The organism is Pseudonocardia abyssalis, from assembly GCF_019263705.2.
In the GTDB taxonomy this organism is placed as follows: Bacteria; Actinomycetota; Actinomycetes; order Mycobacteriales; family Pseudonocardiaceae; genus Pseudonocardia; species Pseudonocardia abyssalis.
The window spans coordinates 3302082-3321015 of sequence record NZ_JADQDK010000001.1; the positions used below are offsets into that span (position 1 = coordinate 3302082).

At 72.0% G+C, this 18934-nt stretch carries 14 protein-coding genes; 6 read left to right on the top strand and 8 right to left on the bottom strand.

All coding sequences use genetic code 11. The features are described from left to right. Positions 1-22 precede the first annotated feature (22 nt). Genes I4I81_RS16010 through I4I81_RS16025 form a run of 4 tightly spaced genes read left to right on the top strand, consistent with a single transcriptional unit; the run spans position 23 to position 4108 of the window. Entirely contained in the window at positions 23-1090 is a 1068-nt protein-coding gene (locus I4I81_RS16010; protein ID WP_218603024.1) for an NAD-dependent epimerase/dehydratase family protein, read from the top strand. Continuing rightward, positions 1087-1992 carry a glucose-1-phosphate thymidylyltransferase RfbA gene (gene rfbA / locus I4I81_RS16015; protein ID WP_218603023.1) on the top strand — a complete coding sequence of 302 codons (906 nt, stop codon included), beginning with the start codon at positions 1087-1089 and terminating at the stop codon, positions 1990-1992. Before I4I81_RS16010 ends, rfbA begins: the two co-directional genes overlap by 4 nt. Further along, positions 1989-2963 (top strand): hypothetical protein, encoded by a 975-nt coding sequence (locus I4I81_RS16020; protein WP_218603022.1) that lies wholly within the window; start codon positions 1989-1991, stop codon positions 2961-2963. Before rfbA ends, I4I81_RS16020 begins: the two co-directional genes overlap by 4 nt. Continuing rightward, positions 2960-4108 (top strand): DegT/DnrJ/EryC1/StrS family aminotransferase, encoded by a 1149-nt coding sequence (locus tag I4I81_RS16025; protein WP_218616143.1) that lies wholly within the window; start codon positions 2960-2962, stop codon positions 4106-4108. Before I4I81_RS16020 ends, I4I81_RS16025 begins: the two co-directional genes overlap by 4 nt. Positions 4109-4425: 317 nt before the next feature. On the opposite strand, the gene I4I81_RS16030 is transcribed toward I4I81_RS16025, so the two are convergent. Next, positions 4426-5643 carry a glycosyl hydrolase gene (locus I4I81_RS16030; protein ID WP_218601561.1) on the bottom strand — a complete coding sequence of 406 codons (1218 nt, stop codon included), beginning with the start codon at positions 5641-5643 and terminating at the stop codon, positions 4426-4428. 188 nt (positions 5644-5831) lie between these two features. Between I4I81_RS16030 and I4I81_RS16035 the strand changes: the two genes are divergently transcribed. After that, positions 5832-7157, top strand: a complete 1326-nt coding sequence (locus I4I81_RS16035; RefSeq protein ID WP_218601560.1) for a UDP-glucose dehydrogenase family protein — start codon at positions 5832-5834, stop codon at positions 7155-7157. On the opposite strand, the gene I4I81_RS16040 is transcribed toward I4I81_RS16035, so the two are convergent. From I4I81_RS16040 to I4I81_RS16070, 7 genes are all read right to left on the bottom strand, one after another. Further along, positions 7154-8524, bottom strand: coding sequence for a sugar transferase (locus tag I4I81_RS16040; protein ID WP_226363397.1), 1371 nt, complete (start codon positions 8522-8524; stop codon positions 7154-7156). The two genes, I4I81_RS16035 and I4I81_RS16040, sit on opposite strands and share 4 nt — an antisense overlap. A gap of 864 nt (positions 8525-9388) precedes the next feature. Continuing rightward, a complete protein-coding gene (locus tag I4I81_RS16045; RefSeq protein WP_218601559.1) occupies positions 9389-10384 on the bottom strand; it encodes a glycoside hydrolase family 6 protein in 996 nt (331 codons plus the stop codon). Between the two features lie 59 nt (positions 10385-10443). Further along, a complete protein-coding gene (glxA, locus tag I4I81_RS16050) occupies positions 10444-12399 on the bottom strand; it encodes a radical copper oxidase GlxA (RefSeq protein ID WP_218601565.1) in 1956 nt (651 codons plus the stop codon). Next, positions 12399-14168 (bottom strand): glycosyltransferase family 2 protein, encoded by a 1770-nt coding sequence (locus I4I81_RS16055; RefSeq protein WP_218601558.1) that lies wholly within the window; start codon positions 14166-14168, stop codon positions 12399-12401. Before I4I81_RS16055 ends, glxA begins: the two co-directional genes overlap by 1 nt. A gap of 145 nt (positions 14169-14313) precedes the next feature. Continuing rightward, a complete protein-coding gene (locus tag I4I81_RS16060; protein WP_226363398.1) occupies positions 14314-14907 on the bottom strand; it encodes an HNH endonuclease in 594 nt (197 codons plus the stop codon). Positions 14908-14977: 70 nt separating this feature from the next. Further along, positions 14978-16279: an FAD-dependent oxidoreductase gene (locus tag I4I81_RS16065; RefSeq protein ID WP_218601557.1), complete on the bottom strand. Its 1302-nt coding sequence runs from the start codon at positions 16277-16279 to the stop codon at positions 14978-14980. A gap of 4 nt (positions 16280-16283) precedes the next feature. Then, entirely contained in the window at positions 16284-17111 is an 828-nt protein-coding gene (locus I4I81_RS16070; RefSeq protein WP_218601556.1) for a glycosyltransferase, read from the bottom strand. A 341-nt stretch (positions 17112-17452) separates the two neighbouring features. Between I4I81_RS16070 and I4I81_RS16075 the strand changes: the two genes are divergently transcribed. Further along, positions 17453-18922, top strand: a complete 1470-nt coding sequence (locus tag I4I81_RS16075) for a sugar transferase (RefSeq protein ID WP_226363399.1) — start codon at positions 17453-17455, stop codon at positions 18920-18922. The last annotated feature ends 12 nt before the right edge of the window (positions 18923-18934 follow it).

Consider the following 18934-nt stretch of genomic DNA (forward strand, 5'->3'; position numbering starts at 1 on the left):
TCCTGAAGAGAGGCAAAGCCGCATGCAACGCGTCCTCGTCACCGGAGCGGCGGGATACATCGGAACCACGTTGGTCCCGATGCTGCTCGAGCACGGATACGCGGTGCGGGCCGTCGACCGCCTGTTCTTCGGCGACGACGTCCTCGCCCCGCACGAGAACCTCGAGGTCGTCAAGACCGACGCCCGGCTGCTGGAGCCCGGTCACCTCGACGGCGTCGACATGGTGATCGACCTCGTGGCCATCTCCAACGACCCGAGCGGCGAGCTCTTCCAGGACGCCACGTACCAGATCAACGAGCAGGCCCGCGTGCGCTGCGCCCGCATGGCCCGCGAGGCCGGCGTGCAGCGGTACGTGCTGCCGTCCTCGTGCAGCATCTACGGCTTCCAGGAGCCCGGGGTGATCTGCTCCGAGGAGCAGCCCACCAACCCGCTCACGACGTATGCGAAGGCCAACGAGAAGGCCGAGCACGGTGTGCTGGCGCTGTCGTCCGACGAGTTCTGCGTCGTCGTGCTCCGGCAGGCCACCGTCTACGGCTACAGCCCGCGGATGCGCTTCGACCTCGCGATCAACGGCATGACCTACGGCGCCTGGAAGAACGGTGTGCTGCCGCTCATGCGAGACGGCAGCCAGTGGCGGCCGATGGTGCACGTGCGCGACGCGGCCCGTGCGCAGATCTTCATGCTCACCGCGCCCGTCGAGCGCGTCAACGGCGAGATCTTCAACGTCGGCTCCGAGTCCAACAACTACCAGCTCGGCCCGCTGGCCGAGGAGGTCGCCGACAGCATGGCGAGCCGGCCGACGATCGAGTGGTACGGCGACGCCGACCACCGGTCCTACCAGGTCGCGTTCGACAAGATCGAGAGCCTGGGCTGGAAGGCCGAGCTGACGGCCCGCGACGGGGCCCGGGAGATCGCCGAGAAGCTGGAGAACGGCACGCTCGAGCAGACCGAGAAGACGATCACGCTGTCCTGGTACAAGGACCTCGTCCGCTGGCACCGGATCATCAAGGACGTCGAGCTCGGCGGCGGGATCCTCGACATCGAGGGCCTGGAGAAGGTGCTGGGCGACGAGGTGCTCGAGGAGTCGTGAAGGGCATCATCCTCGCCGGGGGCAGCGGCACCCGGCTGCACCCGCTCACGCTCGCCGTCTCCAAGCAGCTGCTCCCGGTCTACGACACGCCGATGGTGTACCACCCGCTGTCGGTGCTGATGCTCGCCGGCATCCGCGACGTCCTGCTGATCAGCACCCCGCACGACCTGCCCGGATTCCAGCGCCTTCTCGGCGACGGCACGCGGTACGGCATGAACATCACCTACGCGGAGCAGGCCGAGCCCAACGGGCTCGCCGAGGCGTTCGTCATCGGTGCCGACCACGTGGGCGACGACACCTCGGCCCTCGTGCTGGGCGACAACCTGTTCCACGGCTCGAACTTCTCCGACCTGCTGCACGAGTGCGTCGACGGCATCGGACCGGATGCGGACGGCTGCGTCCTGTTCGGCTACCCCGTGCGCGACCCGGAGAACTACGGCGTCGGCGAGGCCGACGAGCACGGCAGGCTGATCTCGTTGGAGGAGAAGCCCGAGCGGCCGCGGTCCAACCGCGCGATCACCGGGCTGTACTTCTACGACGAGCAGGTCTGCGAGATCGCGAAGGACCTCAAGCCGTCCGACCGAGGCGAGCTCGAGATCACCGACGTCAACCGCGTCTACCTGGAGCAGGGCCGCGCGCGCCTGGTCGACCTGGGACGCGGGTTCGCCTGGCTCGACACCGGCACGCACGACGCGCTGCTCGGCGCGGGGCAGTACATGCAGGTCCTCGAGCACCGGCAGGGCATCCGGGTGGCCTGCCTGGAGGAGGTCGCGCTGCGCATGGGCTACATCGACGCGGACGCCTGCTATGCGCTCGGCGCGAAGCTCGCCAAGTCGGCTTACGGCAAGTACGTGATGGACGTCGCGACCTCGCTGGGCGCGGTCCCGAACGGAGGACGATGACGACCACCCCCCGCCCGCTGCGGGTCCTGCACCGCTCCTACGGCGGCGACAACGCCAAGCCGCGCCCGGAGTACTACAGCAAGCTGCTGGCGCTCGCCGCGCTGCTGAGGGCGGCCGACGCGCTCGACGTCGCGCCCGAGCTGGTCTTCATCAACGACGGGCACATGCCGCAGGAGCGCCTGAGCGTGATGGAGCGCTTCGGCGAGGTCGTGTCGGTCCGCAAGGGCGGCAGCGACACCAACTCCTACCGCGAGATGCTGGCCGACGAGAACGCGCGCTCCGGCGAGCCGAACGACCTCATCTGGCTCGCCGAGGACGACTACCTCTACGTCCCCGACGCGCTGCGTCAGCTCGTGGCCGGCTCGGCCGCGATGCCGGACGCCGACTACTTCACCCTCTACGGCGCACGGGCCATCGACGTCGCGCGCAGCCGGCGCACGGCCGTCATCCGCCCCGAGCCCGCCGCCGAGGGCACCGGGCAGGTCGTCGACGTCGACGAGGTGTCCTGGTACCGCGCCGCGGCCACCACCAGCACGTTCGGCATCACCCGCCGTGCGCTCTCCGAGGACGTCCGGCTGCTGCGCCACTTCTCGCTCACCGGTGGGGCCTGGGACAGCGCCACCTGCAAGGCGATCCAGGGCCTCGCCCCGTTCTCCGCGAAGCACCTGCGCCGCGACTTCCTGCCCTTCCGCGAGGTCCCGCCCGCGCTGTGGCCCAAGTCCTACGTCCGCGGCGCACTGCGGATCGCGTCGATCCCGCTGTCGATGCGCAGCGCGGGGCGCCGTCGCGCGCTGCTCGGCAGCGACCCGGAGCTGATCATCCACATGGAGGCCCCGGACGACCCGCCGCGGGCGCTCAGCGCGCGCACCCAGAAGATCGACTGGGCGGCCGTCGCCAGCGAGACCGCCGAGTGGGCCAACGACCACGGCATCCCCGTCGTGATCCCGTCGGCCGCGGGCGGCACCCCGTGACCGAGGCCCCCGCCGCCGTCCCGTTCCTGCGCCCGCAGCTGCCCCCGCTCACCGAGGTGCAGCGGTACTTCACGCTCGCCGAGCAGGCCCGCTTCTACTCCAACGGCGGTCCGTGCGAGCGGCTGCTGCGCGAGCGCCTGTCCGACTACCTCGACGGCGTCACCTGCATCCCGGTCAACAACGCCACCAGCGGCATCATCGTCGCGGTGCTGGGCGCCACGCACCACGCGGGCACCCGCGGGCGCGGCCTGGTGATCACGCCGGCCTACACGTTCGTCGCCACCGCGGGCTCGGTCGAGGCGCTGGGCTACCGCCCGCTGTTCGTCGACGTCGACCCCGACAGCTGGCAGATCGACCCCTCCGCGCTGGAGCGCGCGCTCGCCGAGCACGGCGACGACGTCGCCGCGGTGCTCGCCACCCACACCTTCGGCACGCCTCCCCCGGCCGGTCTGCAGGACCGCTGGGCGGCGGCATGCGCGGCGGCGGGCGTGCCGCTGGTCGTCGACACGGCTGCCGCGTTCGGGGCGGTCGACGAGGGCGGTGCACGCACCGGCACCGGCGCGCACACCCACGTCTTCTCCTTCCACGCCACCAAGCCGTTCGGCGTGGGCGAGGCCGGGATGGTCACCACCCGCGACCCCGAGCTGGCCCGGCTGTTCGACGGCATCCGCCAGTTCGGCTTCGCCGAGGGCCGGGTGGCCTCGCTGCCCGGTATCAACGCGAAGATGGACGAGCTGCACGCGGCCACCGCGCTGACGGTCCTCGACACCTACGCCGACGTCCTGGTCTCGCGCCGCGCCACCGCCGAGTACTACCGGCTGCACCTGGAGCCCGCGGGCTTCCGGTTCCAGACCGGTGCAGCAGGGGGCACGTGGCAGGCCGGCTACCTGCAGGCCCCCGACCCGGCCACCCGCGAGGCCCTGCTCGTCGCGGGTCGCGAGGCGAAGGTGGGCATCACGGCCTACTACGAGCGCCCGCTGCACCGCCATCCCGCCTACGCGGGCGCGCTGCTGGAGAACGACCTCCCCGTCTCCGACGCCCTCGCCGCAGGTGCGCTGGCCCTGCCGATGGCCAACGATCTCACCGACGCCGAGCGCAGCCGGGTGGTCGACGTGGTGCTGGAGACGGCCAAGACCCGGGCCTGACACCCACCCCGCGAGTCGCTGTTTCCCCGCCCGCGAGTCGCTGTTTCCCCGCCCGCGAGTCGCTGTTTCCCCGCCCGCGAGTCGCTGTTTCCCCGCCCGCGAGTGGCCAGGGAACGGTCCCGGGTCGGGGCGGCAGGTCGTCGAACCGGTCCGGTGCTGACGGCCGCACGCCATGATCGGCGTCATGGAACCGGCAGCAGGCCGGAGCCCGCCGCGCGTTCCCGAACGCCGATCATGACGGGCTGAGCCGGATCCGCGAGCGGACCGCCGCCCGTCGGCGTGCCCTCAACCCCGGGCCGCGCAGCACGGCTCGCGGGTCAGCCGCCCCAGAGGCGGCGGTACACCTCGGACGACTCCGGGTTGGATCCCTGGTCGAGCGTGGTGGAGAAGTTGTCCTCGTTGAAGTACGTCTCGTACTCCATGACGTCGGCGCCGGCCAGGAACGTCTCGTACATCTTCTCCACGTAGACCGGGTTGTCGCCGATCCCGGAGTTGATGATGCCCCACTCCGTGACGCCGACGCCCTTGCCGTGGGCCCGCGCGAAGTCGATGACCGAGCAGAGGCCCTCGCTGTCGGTGCACTGCTCGTCGAACGCGGCCGCGGACGGGGATGCCGGGTAGTGGTCGTAGGGGTCGATGCCGACCACGTCGACGACGTCGTCGCCGGGGTAGGACTTCCACGCGTCGCCGTCGGACGTCGCGGAGCCGTGGGCGTTCATGTTCCACTCGAAGCGCGCGCCGGGGGCCGTGGACCGGACCGACTGCACGACCTGGCGGTAGCACTGCTTCCACGCGCCGACGTCGGTGGCGCTCCACTCGAACCAGTCGCCGTTGAACTCCCACGCGAGGCGCGTGTAGGCATCGGTGCGACCCGCCGCGCTGAGCGCCTCGCCGTAGCGGGCCCAGTTGGCGTTGTAGCCGCCGCTCGCGCACTCCGACAGGCTCCCGCCGGACCCCTCCGGCCAGAACGGCTGGGAGATGACGATCGCGTGCGGTGAGTCGGCCCAGGCGGAGAGGATCCAGCTGGCGGACTCGATGCCCTCCCACGAGCCGCGCTCGGTGAACCCGTGCACGACGTCGATGCTGCGACCGCGGTAGCTCTCCCACCGGTCGACCTCGGACTGGGTGCCGATCACCAGACCGGAGCGCCACGGCAGGCCGCCGGGGGCGGTGCCGGTGGAGCGGCGGCGGGTGGGACTCGTCGCGGCGGGCTCCTCGGACTCCCCGGCCTCCTCGGTCGGCTCCGCCGCGCCGGTCGCCTCGGGCTCCGGGCTCGGCGCGCTGTCGACGGCGGCGGGCGCGGCGAGCACCGGCGGCACGTCGGGCGTCGGCGGGATGAGGGAGAGCAGATCCGGCTCGGCGACCTGCTCGGGCACCGTCAACTGGTCGACGACGTACACGCCGGCGCAGACCATCGCCACGGCCATGACCACACCCACCGGCAGCCAGCGCCCGCCGATGCCGCGCCGCGGCGCGGTCGTGGTGGCGGCGCGACGGTGCCTCGGCTCGATCGGGGGTGCCTCGGGAGCGCGCATGTGAGATGTCCTCGTGACGGTTCGCGCCGGGCGAAGCGGGGGGAGCGTACCCGGCGGGGGCATGACCGCAGGCGAACCTATCACCCGAAAGCATGACGATCGGGATCATTCGGCAGCCCACGGTGATCTGCGCCGAGCGCACGGGGAGCGTCGACGAAAGGATCGGCCGTACGCAGTACCGTCGGCGCGTGTTCGCCCGCCGCATCACCGTCGTCGGGGCCGGGTACGTCGGCCTCACCACCGGAGCCTGCCTCGCCGCACTCGGTCACTACGTGACGTGCGTCGACCCCGACCCGGAGCGGATCGCGCGCCTGCGGGCGGGCGAGGTCGACCTCCGCGAGCCCGACCTGCCCGAACTCCTCGACGAGGGGCTCGCCGCCGGGCGCCTCACGTTCGCCACGAGCGCGACGGCGGCGCTGACGTCGCCGCGCGGGGACGTCGAGGTCGTGATCCTGTGCGTACCCACCCCCGTCGGGATCGGCGGGGTCGCCGACCTGGACGCGCTGCAGGTGACCGTCGAGGAGATCGGTCCGCACCTGGTCCCGGGCTGCGTGCTCGTCACCAAGTCGACGGTGCCGGTGGGCACCTCGCTGCGGGTGCGCGAGCTGCTGGGCCGCGCCGACGTGCCGGTCGTCAGCAACCCGGAGTTCCTGCGCGAGGGCAGCGCGGTGCACGACTTCCGGCACCCGGACCGGATCGTGGTCGGCTGCGACGAACAGGACGCCGCGGAGCGGGTGGCCGCGCTGTACTCGCGACTGGGCGCCCCGACGGTGCTCACGGACGCGGCGAGCGCGGAGCTCGTCAAGTACGCCGCCAACGCGTTCCTGGCGCTCAAGGTGAGCTACGTCAACGCGCTCGCCGAGCTGTGCGAGCGGGTCGGCGCCGACGTCCGCGACGTCACCGAGGGCATCGGGCACGACCGCCGGATCGGGCAGGCGTTCCTGTCCCCCGGCCCCGGCTGGGGCGGCGCCACCCTGCCCAAGGACACGCACGCGCTGCTGGAGTCGGCCGACGCGGCCGACTTCGAGTTCCGGATCGTCCGCGCGGCGATCGACACGAACGTCCGCCAGCGCCGGCGCATGGTCGACAAGGTGCGGCTCGCGGTGACCGGCAGCCGTCGGGGGTCGCTGTCGCGGTGCCGGATCGGGCTGCTCGGGCTCACCTTCAAGGCGGGCACCGACGACGTCCGCGAGTCCCCCGCCCTCGCCGTGGCCGCGCTGCTGCGCCAGGCCGGTGCTGAGCTGGTGGCCTACGACCCCGCCGTGCCGCCGGGGCGCACCGACCCCGGCCTCGACGGCATCGAGCTGGTCGGGAGCGCCGTGGACGCGGCCAAGGACGTCGAGGCGCTGGTGGTGCTCACCGAGTGGCCGCAGTTCCGCACGCTCGACTGGGCCGCACTCGCGGGGCTGACCGTGCGGCCGGTCGTCGTGGACACCCGCAACCTGCTCGACCCCGACGTGCTGCGCCGGGCCGGGTTCACCTGCCACCCGCTGGGGCGGCCGGCGCGGCGCTAGTAGGCGCCGTCGCCGCGGAGCACGGCCCCGACGGTCTTCCACAGGATCAGGGCGTCGAGGGCGAGGGACCAGTTCTCGACGTAGCGCAGGTCGAGCCGGATCGACTCGTCCCACGACAGGTCGCTGCGCCCGCTGACCTGCCACAGACCCGTGAGCCCGGGGCGGACGTGCAGGCGGCGGTGGGTCTCGGTGGAGTAGCCCTCGACCTCGGCCGGCAGCGGCGGGCGCGGCCCGACCAGCGACATCGACCCGCCGAGCACGTTGAACAGCTGCGGGAGCTCGTCGAGGGAGTAGCGGCGCAGCCACTGCCCGACCGCGGTGATCCGGGGGTCGCGGCGCATCTTGAACAGCGGCCCGGCGCCCTCGTTCATCGTGACCAGGTCGGCGCGCAGCTTCTCCGCATCGACGACCATCGACCGGAACTTCACCATCCGGAACGTCTCGCCGTGGCGCCCGACCCGGATCTGGCGGAAGAACACCGGCCCGCCGTCGAGCTTCACCGCGACGGCCACCCCGACCAGCAGGGGCACCAGCATGATCAGCAGCAGGACCGCGCAGAAGCGGTCGAAGCAGCCCTTCATGACCTTCGCGATGCCGCTGAACCGCGGCTCCGTGAGGCGCAGCAGCGGCAGCCCGTCGACCGGCTTGACGTGCAGGCGCGGCCCCGCGACCTCGAGCAGGCCCGGGTCGACGACGATCTCGGCCTGCGAGTTCTCGAACTCCCAGGACAGGCGCTGCAGCCGCCGCGGCGACCAGTCGGGCGTCGGCGTGACGGCGACGACCCGGTAGTGCCCGGCCTCGACGACACGGTGCAGGGCCTCGAGGTCGCCCACCACGGGGACGCCGGCGATCGTGGCGTCGCCACCCAGGCCGCGGCCGCTCGCGGTACAGGCCCCGGCGACCTCCCAGCCGAAGTGGGGGTTGTCGCGGGTCCGGACGACGAGCTCGGCGATCGACTGCGGGGTGCCGACGGCGAGCACGCGGTGCATGCACTGCCCGGTGAACCGGCGCCGGTGCAGCGCGCGCCGCATGAGGTAACGGGTGGCCGCGACGGCCAGGCCGATGATCGGGATGAAGGCGAAGGCCCACGGGCGCACGGAGCTGAGCTCGAACGCGAGACCGAACAGGCCGAGCAGGACCAGGCTGGTGATGGTGCCACGCAGGACCGAACTGAACTCCTCGGAGCCCTGGCCGAGCGTCCGGGGCTCCCAGGCCCGCCAGACCCACAGGCTGATCAGGGTGAGCAGACCGGCGATGCCGGCGAGGCCCCAGGCGTTCGGCATGGCGGGCACACCGAGGTGCACCGAGCTGATCCAGCCGCCCAGCAGCGTCAGCACGCCGACGACCAGCACGTCCGCCAGCACCACCAGGGCGGTGTAACGCCCTTCCCACGACGTGCGCGGAGCCTCCACGGCCGGCCGGCCGTGCGCATTCCCGAGGTCACCCCGGACTACCCGTGGTTCCCCCACGACCGGCATTGGACCGGTCCCGACCTCGCTGCTCAACACATCCTCCTTGCAGTGATCCGCGTCGTCGCGCACGAACTTCGGCGCGCCTGACACGGCCCCTGAAAAGTCCCCCACCTACTCAACGCAGAACGTGGCGCGCTGTTACGTGACCTGGGTCACGTTCATGACCCGATTCAGCCGACGGAACCATGGATCCGCAGGTCGAGGCGACACGCCGACGTGACGGAGACCTCCACCCGACGGCGACGATGATCACCTGATCGGGTCGCACCCTTCGTGACCCTATGGCTCCTGGAGACGCTTCGTCACCGCATTAGTACGCACGGGAGCAGTACTTCGGTTCACGCGCAGTGCGACTTCCGACTCTCAGATGCGCCCGCGGCCCGCCGGACGGTCGGTGCGGCCGCATCCCGGGGACGGCTCCCGGCGCGGGGCCGACGCGGTGCGCGGTGACGGAACGAGGTCGGCCACGGGCCGGCGGCCGGTCCGGAGGGAGACGGCGGCGATCGGCGCCACGCGCGCCACTCCGGAACGGAGGATCACCCCTCCGAGCACGAGGCCGACCGTGCATGCGCACACGATCCACAACGTCCCCAGGCCCATCACCCAGCCGAGCACCGCCATGTCCGCTCCCGACGCCTCCGAGGACCACCTTCGTGACCGGGCGTCAGCATGCCGTCGGGGTTGCCCGTGACGGCTGGTCGAGCGACGACCGGACCGTTCGACGCGCTGACCGGCAGGACATGGAGGCCGTGCGGCGCATCAGCCCCCCGCGCGCTCGACCAGGCCCAGCGCGTACTCCGGCCACCACCGCCCCGCCACCGGCTCCCCCGGACGGCACGCCCCGTCGCTCTCCCCCACCCGCTTGATCCACAGGTATCCGTCGACGAGCGGGTCGCCCGTCTCCAGGGTCGGGACGCGGCCCACCGCGCGGCCGGGCGGGTTGCAGAAGCTCGGACCGCCGTCGACGTTCTCGTCGGTGACCCGGCCGTTGCCGTTGCGGCCGGAGTCGACGACGAAGTGTGCGCCGCCCAGGCGCGCGGAGATCTCCCTGCCGAACGCGACGACGTCGGCGTCGGGCCAGAAGTTGGCGACGTTGAGGGCGAACCCGTCGGCCGCGCCGACGCCGCTGGCGCGCAGGGCGCCGGCGAGCGCGTCGACGTCGGTGATGAAGCCGGGGTTGCCCGCGTCGACGTAGACGGTGACCTGACCCGCGGCCTTGAGCACGGTGACGGCGTCGGAGAGCAGTTCCGCGCGCCCGGCCCCGGAGTCGGCGCAGCCGGCGAGCTCGTGCGGGACGGCGTCGGGTTCGAGCACCACCGTGGCCGGGCCGTCGCGCAGCTCCGCCGCGACCTCCCGGATCCAGGCCCGGTAGTCCTCGGCGTCGACGGCCCCGCCGCCGGAGAAGCTCCCGCAGTCGCGGTCGGGCACGTGGTAGGGCACCAGCAGCGGGATCTGCCCCACCGACCGCGCCCGGTCGACGTACCCGGAGACCTGCGCCCCGACCTGCCCGGTGGGGGCGGTCAGCCACTGCGGCACCGGCTGGGCGGCGATCCGGTCGATCAGCGCCGCGTCGGCCGTGCGGCCCTGGGCCGACCACTCCCGGGCCTGCACGGCGGCCGGGGACTCCGGGTCGACGTAGAAGCCGGTGGGCGAGGGCAGCGCGACCGGCGCGGGCACGGAACCCGCGCAGGCCCCGAAGAACAGGGCGGCGGAGGCGAGCAGCAGCGCGGGCGCGGCGCGTCGTCGGCGGGGCACGGGTGATTCTGGCACCGGCTACCCGGCCCCCACCGCACGGTCCTCCGTTCGTGGACCCGTCACGGCACCCGCACCCACCGCGCCGTCGACGGCGTGCCGTCGGCGTTCACCAGGAACAACATGTAGTAACCCGACGGAACCAACGTCTCCGCCGCGGGGACGGCGAGGTCGAGCCCACCGTCGGAGCGGGCGGTGATGTCGAGCGCGACGGAGCGCTGCTCGGTGTCCGTGCCGTGGGTGACCGCGCTCGGCCGGATCAGCCGGGCCCCCGCGATCGCCGCGGGGTCGGGCGTCGACACCGCCATCGTGGTGCCGCGCCCGGCCTCGGCCGGCGCGTCGGTGATCTCCGGCCGCACGTCACCCTGGAACAGGTACGGCGGCGTGAAGATCTCCAGGCGTCGCTCGAACCGCCCGGGGGTGGTGTTCTCCGCGTCCCGGAACAGCGGGTTCGAGCCCAGCGTCATGACGCGGCCGTCGGGCAGCAGCAGCGCCTCGGAGTGGTAGTCGCGCCCGACCGTCGGGTCGGCGACGTCGGTCAGCTCGCCGTCGGTGCCCAGCGTGTAGGCCTGCAGGATGTCGCTCTGCCCGTTGCCTCGGTAGCCCACCGAGCCGCCGGTGATCAGCGTGCTGTCGTCGGGCAGCTGCACCAGGTTCGGGTAGCGGGTGCCCTGCGGCAGGTCGGTGGCCGGCGTGAACGCGGGCGCCGGGACGTCGAGGTCGACGACGTCGATGCGCCCGGTCGAGCGCTCCTCGTCACCCACCCCGCCACCGCCGACGACCATGATCCGCTGGTCCTGCACCGGCCCGAGCCATGACGACGCGCTGGTCTCGAGCTGGTCGGCGTCGCGGATGCCGGGCACGGGGGTGAGCACGTTCTCGTCGAGGTCCCAGAAGGCGGGGTCGCGGCCGCGGTCGTCGGGGCCGTACCCGGCGTTGGAGCCGGAGTAGAACAGGTCACCGCCCGAGGTCCCGAACAGCGCGGGGTAGGTCGGGAAGTACTGGCGCAGGTCCGGGCGTTCGGTCCAGGTCCGCGTCGCCGGGTCGTAGGTCTCGTTCTGGCCGTCGAGCACCTCACCGGTGCCGTCGAGCCCCGACACCGCGATGACGCCGCCGCCGGGCAGCCCGGCGAGCGTCGGGTACCAGCGCGGGTGGACGAGGTCGCCGACGCGGACGTACTGCTCCGCGACCGGGTCGAACTCGTAGGTGTCGGCGATGCCCTGGAACTCCTGCTTGTCGAACGTCGTCGACTGCGTCAGGCCGTAGACCTCGGTCGCCTCCCGCCCGACGAGGCCGTCCACGGTGTACTGGACCTGCGTGTCCGTGGCGTACTCCGGGCCCTCCTGCTCCGCCTCGATCCACACCCGGCCCTCGCTCGCGGTGACCGTCGTCGTGGTGTTGCGGCCCTGCCCGGTCGTCTCCTTGGCGGCGGGGGGCAACGTCAGGTCGGCGGTGCTGACGTAGCGCAGCCCCGCCTCGGAGACGAACACCGTGCCGCGCGGCAGCTCACGGGGATAGTCCGGGTTCTCGTTCTTGACGAGCATCCCGCCCGCGGCCCTCGTGACGTCCTCGGCGAGCACCTCGTAGCGCTCGGTGCCGCCCGCGACGAGCAGGTTGCCGTTCGCCAGGAACGCGTGCCCGCCGCAGAACAGGTCCGACGGGGTGGGGACGAGGCTGGTGGCACCGGTGGCCGGGTCGTAGAGCAGCGTGCTGAACGTGCCGGCGTCGAAGTTCTCCTGGTCGTTGCCGGAACCGGCGATGACCAGCAGCTTGCCGCTGGGCAGCAGCGCCGCGTGGATCGCGTTGACGCGCATGTCCGAGGGCAGCTCGACGACGTCCCAGCGGCCGTACTGGCGCTGGTACTCCGGGCTGTTGACCATGGCGTAGTGCCGGTAGTCGGCCACCAGCGCGACGGCGGGCGCGAAGTTGACCGCGACGAGCAGCGTCGGCACGGTGAGGACCAGGATCGGCCTGCGGAAGCGCAGGAGCAGCGCCACGGTGCGGCGCAGGGCGCGCATCACGACGCTGCCTCCTCGGAGACGGTCCGGCGGGTCTGCGCCGGCACGACGATCGGGACGGGGACGACCTCGTCGAGGTCGGGGCGGAACCGGCGGCGGCTGAGCCAGTGCACGACGGGGGCCAGGCAGATCAGCAGGACCGTCATCGGCCAGAGCAGGACCTCGATCCGCAGGCTGCCGCGCAGGGCCGCGACGCACAGCGCCCCGCCCATCAGCGCGGCCCAGCCCAGGTGCAGGCGGAAGGTCCACAGGCCGTCGACGCCCGCGGCGGCGCCCTTGGGCGTCACGACGAAGCGGGTCTGCCTGCCCAGCACCGTCTGCACCAGCGACGCCGCGAACAGCGGGGCGGACAGCAGGGACATGAAGATCCCGACCAGGCCGGGCGAGCCCTCGGTCTCGACCGGGCTGACGTTGTAGCGCCGGTTCCGGACGAAGATCCACAGCTGGGCGAGCAGGACGTCGACGTAGAGCGCGAGCCAGATCGTCGGCGAGACGACCAGGCCGGTCGCCCCGACCACCAGGCACATGATCGCGTTGATCGAGCCGAGCACCCAGGACAGCGCCATCGACGGGTAGAAGGTCATCAGCAGCAGGTAGTGCAGCCCGCGCCGCGGGGGCAGTCGCCGCGCCCGCCGCCAGAAGACGCCGCCGAAGATCTCCAGCGTGCCGCGCGACCAGCGCAGCTGCTGGCCGAAGTAGTCGCCCCAGCTGGTCGGGCCCTCCCCGAGCGCGACGACGTCGGGCGTGTAGACCGAGTCCCACCGGCGACCGGTGGCGGGGTTGCGCCGGGCGTGCAGCGCGAGGCCGGTGGCCATGTCCTCGGTGATCGAGTCCTGGATGCCGCCGATGCTGCGCAGGGCGTCGATGCGCACGGCGTTGTTCGTGCCGACCAGCATCGCGGCGCGGTGGGTGTTGGCCGCGCGCTGGATCAGGCTGTGGAACGGGAACTGCTGCGACTCCGCGGAGCGCGCGATGAAGCTCTCGCTGTTGGCGTAGGCCTGCGGACCGGCGACGAACGCGACGTCGGGGTCGCGGAAGTAGCCCAGCATCCGCTCGGCGTAGCTCGGGAGCGGCACGTGGTCGGGGTCGACGGAGAGGAACACGTCGTAGCCGTGGCCGTGCCGGTCGATCCAGGCGTTGTAGTTGCCGTGCTTGGTCCGCGCCCGGAACTCGCCGGCCTCGGTGTTGTACGCCGCCACGTCCTTGCGGCTGAAGTGGCGCACGCCGATCTCGCGGCACATCTGCGCGACGAACGGGTCGTCGCCCTCGTCGAGCAGCCAGACGTCGAGGGTGCCGGTGTAGCGGATGCGCAGCGCCGCCTCCAGCGTCGTCCGCACCATGTCGACGGGCTCCTTGCCCGGGACGATCGTGGTCAGGAACGCGACGCGGAGGTCACCGGCCGGCTCGATCGGGACCGGGTCACGCACGATCACCGACGCGAGCGCCAGCGAGATGAGGTTGAGCAGCCGGAACACCTCGACGACGGCGATCGACGCGATCAGCACTACGTCGACCGGCGACGGCGTCTCCAGGTCGGCGACCCACGGGAAGTGGGCCGGGGTCAGCAACCACGCCACGAACAGCATGTCGAACGCGACGACGAGGACACCCAGGAGTACGGTCCCGGTGCGGCGCCGCAGTCCGGCCTCGCGGTCGAGGCTGCGGTAGGTCACCCGGTACGGGTGGCCGGCCTTCAGCCGCGTGAGCGGCCCCGTGAGGGCGGAGAAGTCGCGGGCGCGCGAGCCGACGGCGTCGGCGATCTCTGTCATCAGGCATCACTCGTGTGGTGGACGCGGCGTCCGTGCGGCTGCACGGCGTATCCGTCATCCGGCCCATCGACCGTTCAGCGGCGTTCGTTACCCGTATGGGTGAGAAGCGACACGTGAGTCCGTTCACGGTGCGTCCATCCGGGCATCACGCGGCGGACGTCAGCCACGGCTCCCAGGACGGCAGGGGCTCGACCGCGAGCACCAGGATCCCGCCCGCGGCCCGGTTCGGCGGGCGCGGCACGAACGGCAGCGTCCAGCCCAGCTCGTCGAGCATGCGGTCGGCCTTCCTGGAGTTGCACGCCTTGCAGGCGGCGACGCAGTTGTCCCACGAGTGGACCCCGCCGCGGCTGCGCGGGACGACGTGGTCGATGGTGTCGGCGCGGCGGTCGCAGTAGGCACAGCGGCGGCCGTCGCGGCGCAGCACGCCGGCGCGGGTCATCGGGACGGCCCGGCGGTAGGGGACGCGCACGTACCGGGACAGGCGCATGACCGACGGGGCGGGGAGCGTGAGGTTCTCGGAGTGGAACGCGCTGCCGACGGCGGCTTCCACGCACTCGGCCTTGCCGGTGAGCATCAGCACCACGGCGCGCTTGGCGGTGACGACCGCCAGCGGTTCGAAGGTGGCATTGAGGAGCAGTACCCGGGACCCCGTCGGGATCACGCCCGGCATCGGCGCGATCCCCGGCACCTCCCCTGGCTCGGGGTCGGTACCGGTGGGGTCCGGTTGTCGATGCTTCACGCGACCACCTCCCTGGCGAATCAGACCATAGCGAGGGCGGGTTACGTAAGTGTGATATCGGCGCGGCTACTCAGACGCGCGCAGGTGCGTCGGCGGCGACGCGGGTCAGCAGGCCGTCGACCACGCGGTTCGACAGGCCCGTGCTGGAGTTCCAGCTCGTGACCTCCGGGTAGATCTGCGCGGTGGTGGCCAGCAGCAGGCGCGTGCCGGGCACCTCGACCGCGGGCTTGGCGGTCCCGTAGCCCAGCGGGTACACCGGCTCCACGAAGGGCGCGGTGAACACCCGCACGTCGACGACGTCGTCGGCGGTGAGCAGGTCGGGGTAGGTCGCGAGCAGCTGCGCGGTCCAGCGGCGGGCGATCTCGTCGGGGTCGGTGCGGTAGAGCTCGCTGGTGCGGTCGCAGTAGTGCATCGCGTACACCAGGTGCAGGCCGTCGAGGGTGCCGGTGAGCGCCGACATCTCGATGACGCCGTCGAAGTCGGTGCCGGAGTGCAGCACCGGGGCCCAGTAGTGCCCGTCGAGGCCGCGGCGCAGGAAGAACAGCACGTTGACGACGCCCTGGTAGGCGAGCTGCACCGTCGGCAGTGCGGGGGCCAGCGCCGCGTCGGCGACCGCGCGCAGCGTGGGCAGGGGCAGCGTGGAGATCGCCCAGTCGGCCGCGATCCGCTCCCCCGACGCCAGGTCGACGGTGACGCCGTCGGCGCCCGCGGACAGGGCCGCGACCGGGGCGCCGGTGCGCACGGTGCCGCCGCCGGCCTCGATCGCGGCGCGCAGCGCGTCGATGATCGACTCGTAGCCGCCGGACGGGTAGCCGCGGACGGCCACGTTCTTCTCCCGGCCCAGCCGCTGCCAGATGTAGAGGGCGGGGACGTCGCCGAACTTCGCCCCGAACTTCGACCCCATCATCGGCGAGAAGATCCGCTCCCAGATGACCTCGCCGTAGAGGCGGCGCAGCCAGTCCTCGATGCGCAGGTTGTCGAGGTCCCTGCCCTTCCCCAGGAACCGCAGCAGGACCGACACCAGGCCGAACCGGATGCGCTGCAGGAAGGTGAGCGGGGTGAAGCGCAGCAGGTCCAGAGCGGTGTTGAACGGGTGACGCTCCCCCTCCACGACCATGCCCATGTAGGTGGGCGCCCACGTCAGCGACTCGGCCAGGCCGAGCTCGCCGAGCAGCGGGAGCAGGTGCTCGTCGCTCGGCATGACGCAGTGGTAGAACCGCTCGATCGTGCGGCCCTCGCGCTCGAAGAACGTGCCGAGCCCGCCGAGCTGGTCGGACGCCTCCAGCAGCGTGACGCCGACGCCGGCGCGGGTGAGACGGTGCGCGGCGGCGAGACCCGAGATCCCGCCGCCCACGACGACGACGTGCGCCACGACGTCAGAGCGCCCGGTACGGCGCGGGCGCGAGGCGGTCGCGCACCAGCAGCTTCACGTACTGGCCGATGGTGCGCTTGAGGCGCAGCTTGCTCGCACCCTGCTTGCGGTCGTACTGGAGCACGAGCGGCACCTCCGTGATGACGGGGTTGCAGTGTCGCAGCTTGAGCAGCAGCTCGACCATGCAGGCGAAGCCCTGCTCCTCGACGAGCCGCTCGCCCCAGTGCTTGGCCGCACGGGCCAGGACGCTCACGCGGTAGGCCCGGAAGCCGCTGGTGAAGTCGTTGACGCCCTCCACGCGCAGCGCGCTGCGGAAGGTGACCGCGGCACCGCGGGAGAGCAGGCGCCGGAACGGCGGGGCGGTGGAGTCGTCGCCGCCCTCGACGAACCGCGAGCAGATGACGACGTCGGCGCCGGCGTCGAGGCCGTCGTGCAGGACGCGGATCATCCCGGGGTCGTGGGTGTCGTCGGCGTCCATGACGACCACGAAGTCGTCGGGGTCGGCCGCGGCGAGCACCGCGCGGATCCCGGACTGCACGGCCTGGCCCAGCCCGAGGTTCTGCGGGTGCGAGACCAGCCGGACGTCGAGGCCGGGTTCCCCGGCGGTGGCGATCTCGGCGGTGCGGTCGGCCGAGCCGTCGTCGATGACCCACGCGACGAGCCGTTCGGTGCGGGCGGTCTGCGCCAGCCGGGCGAGCAGCGCGGGGAGCGAGCCCTCCTCGTTGAAGGCGGGGAGCACGACGTGGGCCACCCCGCCTGTCGACGGGACCGGCCCGGCCTGCGTGGGCAGGGAGCTGACCACGGCGGACTGTACGAACGTTCGTTCGATCATCTGATTCACCTGTTCGAGGCGGAGTCTGTCACCGTTGGTGATGTCATGGTGGCCTCGCCGCATCGACCAATTCCGTTACGGGCAGGCACTGAACCTGAGCCGACCCGTCGACGACTCGACCTGCACCCACCTGTCAGAGCGCATCGACAGATGAGGTCAACTCCAACTCGGGAGAGCAGCCTCACACCTCGGTAACACCGCGTGGCATAGGGACGAGCACTATCCCGACCGACCCGCTCGGCATCGGTGGAGAGCTGGTAGCCCGAATGCCGAGTGAGTCGTACACGTTATAACTTTGCGTACACAGCGGCAGTGAGGCCCTCGACCGGGAGAGGTGGGACTTGACGACCACCGAGACGCCGACGGCTACCAGCCGCACGGTTCAGGCCCAGCCCGCAACGACGCCTATTGGCCCCGGCGGTCCCGGACCGACCCTCGCCGCGCATGCCGGCCCGGCCCGCGGACGAGCCGACCGACCGCTCGGCGAGCGTGTCAGCGGAGTCGCGGTGCTACTGGTCGCCACCGATCTCGGCGCCGCACTGACCGCCGTTCTGCTCGCCGCCCCGGGATGGGGGTGGGCGCTGGTCCTGGGAGTCGCGATGATCGGCATCCGGGTCGCCGCCCGTCTCTACCGACGCCGCCTGTGGCTGTCCTACTACCACGATCTGCCCCGCTCGATCACGAGCGCAGCCGCCACGTTCGGACTGGTCGCAGCCCTGGCCGTCGTACTGGGAGAGCACGACAGCGCGATTCGCGCCATCGGCGTCACCGTCGGTCTCTTCTTCCTGATCGGCGCGTTGCCCCGGGCCGCGGTCTTCCAGATCAGCCGCTGGGCCCGCAGGCGCTTCGGCCGCGGCGAGCGGACGATCGTGCTCGGCACCGGCTCGCTCGGCGTCGACCTGGCCCGCTCGATGCTGGACATGCCGGAGTTCGGCCTGCTCCCGACCGGCTTCATCGATCCGTCCCCGCCCGCACACGGCACCGACCTCCCGCTACCGTTGCTCACCGGCACGCTGGACGAGGCGATCACCGCGGAACGCACCGGTGTTGTGGTGCTTGCCTACACCAACGCCACAGACGCGCAGATCGTCGACGCGGCGATCACTGCGCACAGCCGGGGTGCCACCATTCTCACGGTCCCGAGGATGTGGGAGCTCTACTCCGACTCCGCCGACATCGAGCGGTTGCGCGGCTACCCACTGGTGCGCCTGGCCACGGCCCCGACCGAGCGGCCCAGCTGGTGGATCAAGCGCGGCCTCGACTCGCTGTTGGCCGCGATCGCCCTGGTCCTGCTGTCCCCGATGCTGGTCGCGGCCGCCATCGCGGTGGTGGCCGAGAGCGGTCGGCCGATCCTTTTCCGACAGGACCGGGTCGGCCTCGACGGCCGCATCTTCCCCCTGCTCAAGTTGCGCAGCATGCGGCCGGTCGACGAGGTCGAGTCACAGACCCGATGGAACATCGCGGGCGACCCGCGGATCGGTCCGGTCGGCCGGGTGCTGCGTCGCACGTCAATCGACGAGCTCCCCCAGCTGTGGAACATCCTCCGCGGCGACATGAGCCTGGTGGGCCCGCGCCCGGAGCGCCCCGGGTTCGTCGCCGAGTTCTCCCAGGTGCACGACCGGTACTGGGCCAGACACCGGGTGCCGGCAGGCCTGACGGGACTGGCGCAGGTCAACGGTCTGCGCGGAGACACGTCCATCGCCGACCGATGCCGCTACGACAACTACTACATCGCCAACTGGTCGCTGTGGCTCGACCTGAAGATCATCCTTCTGACGACACGCGAGGTTGTCCGCAGTGGCCAGCACTGAACCGACGAGCGC

Bases quoted from the DNA above. Each gene is read 5' to 3' on its own strand.
- I4I81_RS16030 (WP_218601561.1), bottom strand. From the start codon at position 5,643: ATGCGCGCTCCCGAGGCACCCCCGATCGAGCCGAGGCACCGTCGCGCC.
- I4I81_RS16070 (WP_218601556.1), bottom strand. From the start codon at position 17,111: ATGATCGAACGAACGTTCGTACAGTCCGCCGTGGTCAGCTCCCTGCCC.
- I4I81_RS16020 (WP_218603022.1), top strand. From the start codon at position 1,989: ATGACGACCACCCCCCGCCCGCTGCGGGTCCTGCACCGCTCCTACGGC.
- I4I81_RS16055 (WP_218601558.1), bottom strand. From the start codon at position 14,168: ATGACAGAGATCGCCGACGCCGTCGGCTCGCGCGCCCGCGACTTCTCC.
- I4I81_RS16010 (WP_218603024.1), top strand. From the start codon at position 23: ATGCAACGCGTCCTCGTCACCGGAGCGGCGGGATACATCGGAACCACG.
- glxA (WP_218601565.1), bottom strand. From the start codon at position 12,399: ATGCGCGCCCTGCGCCGCACCGTGGCGCTGCTCCTGCGCTTCCGCAGG.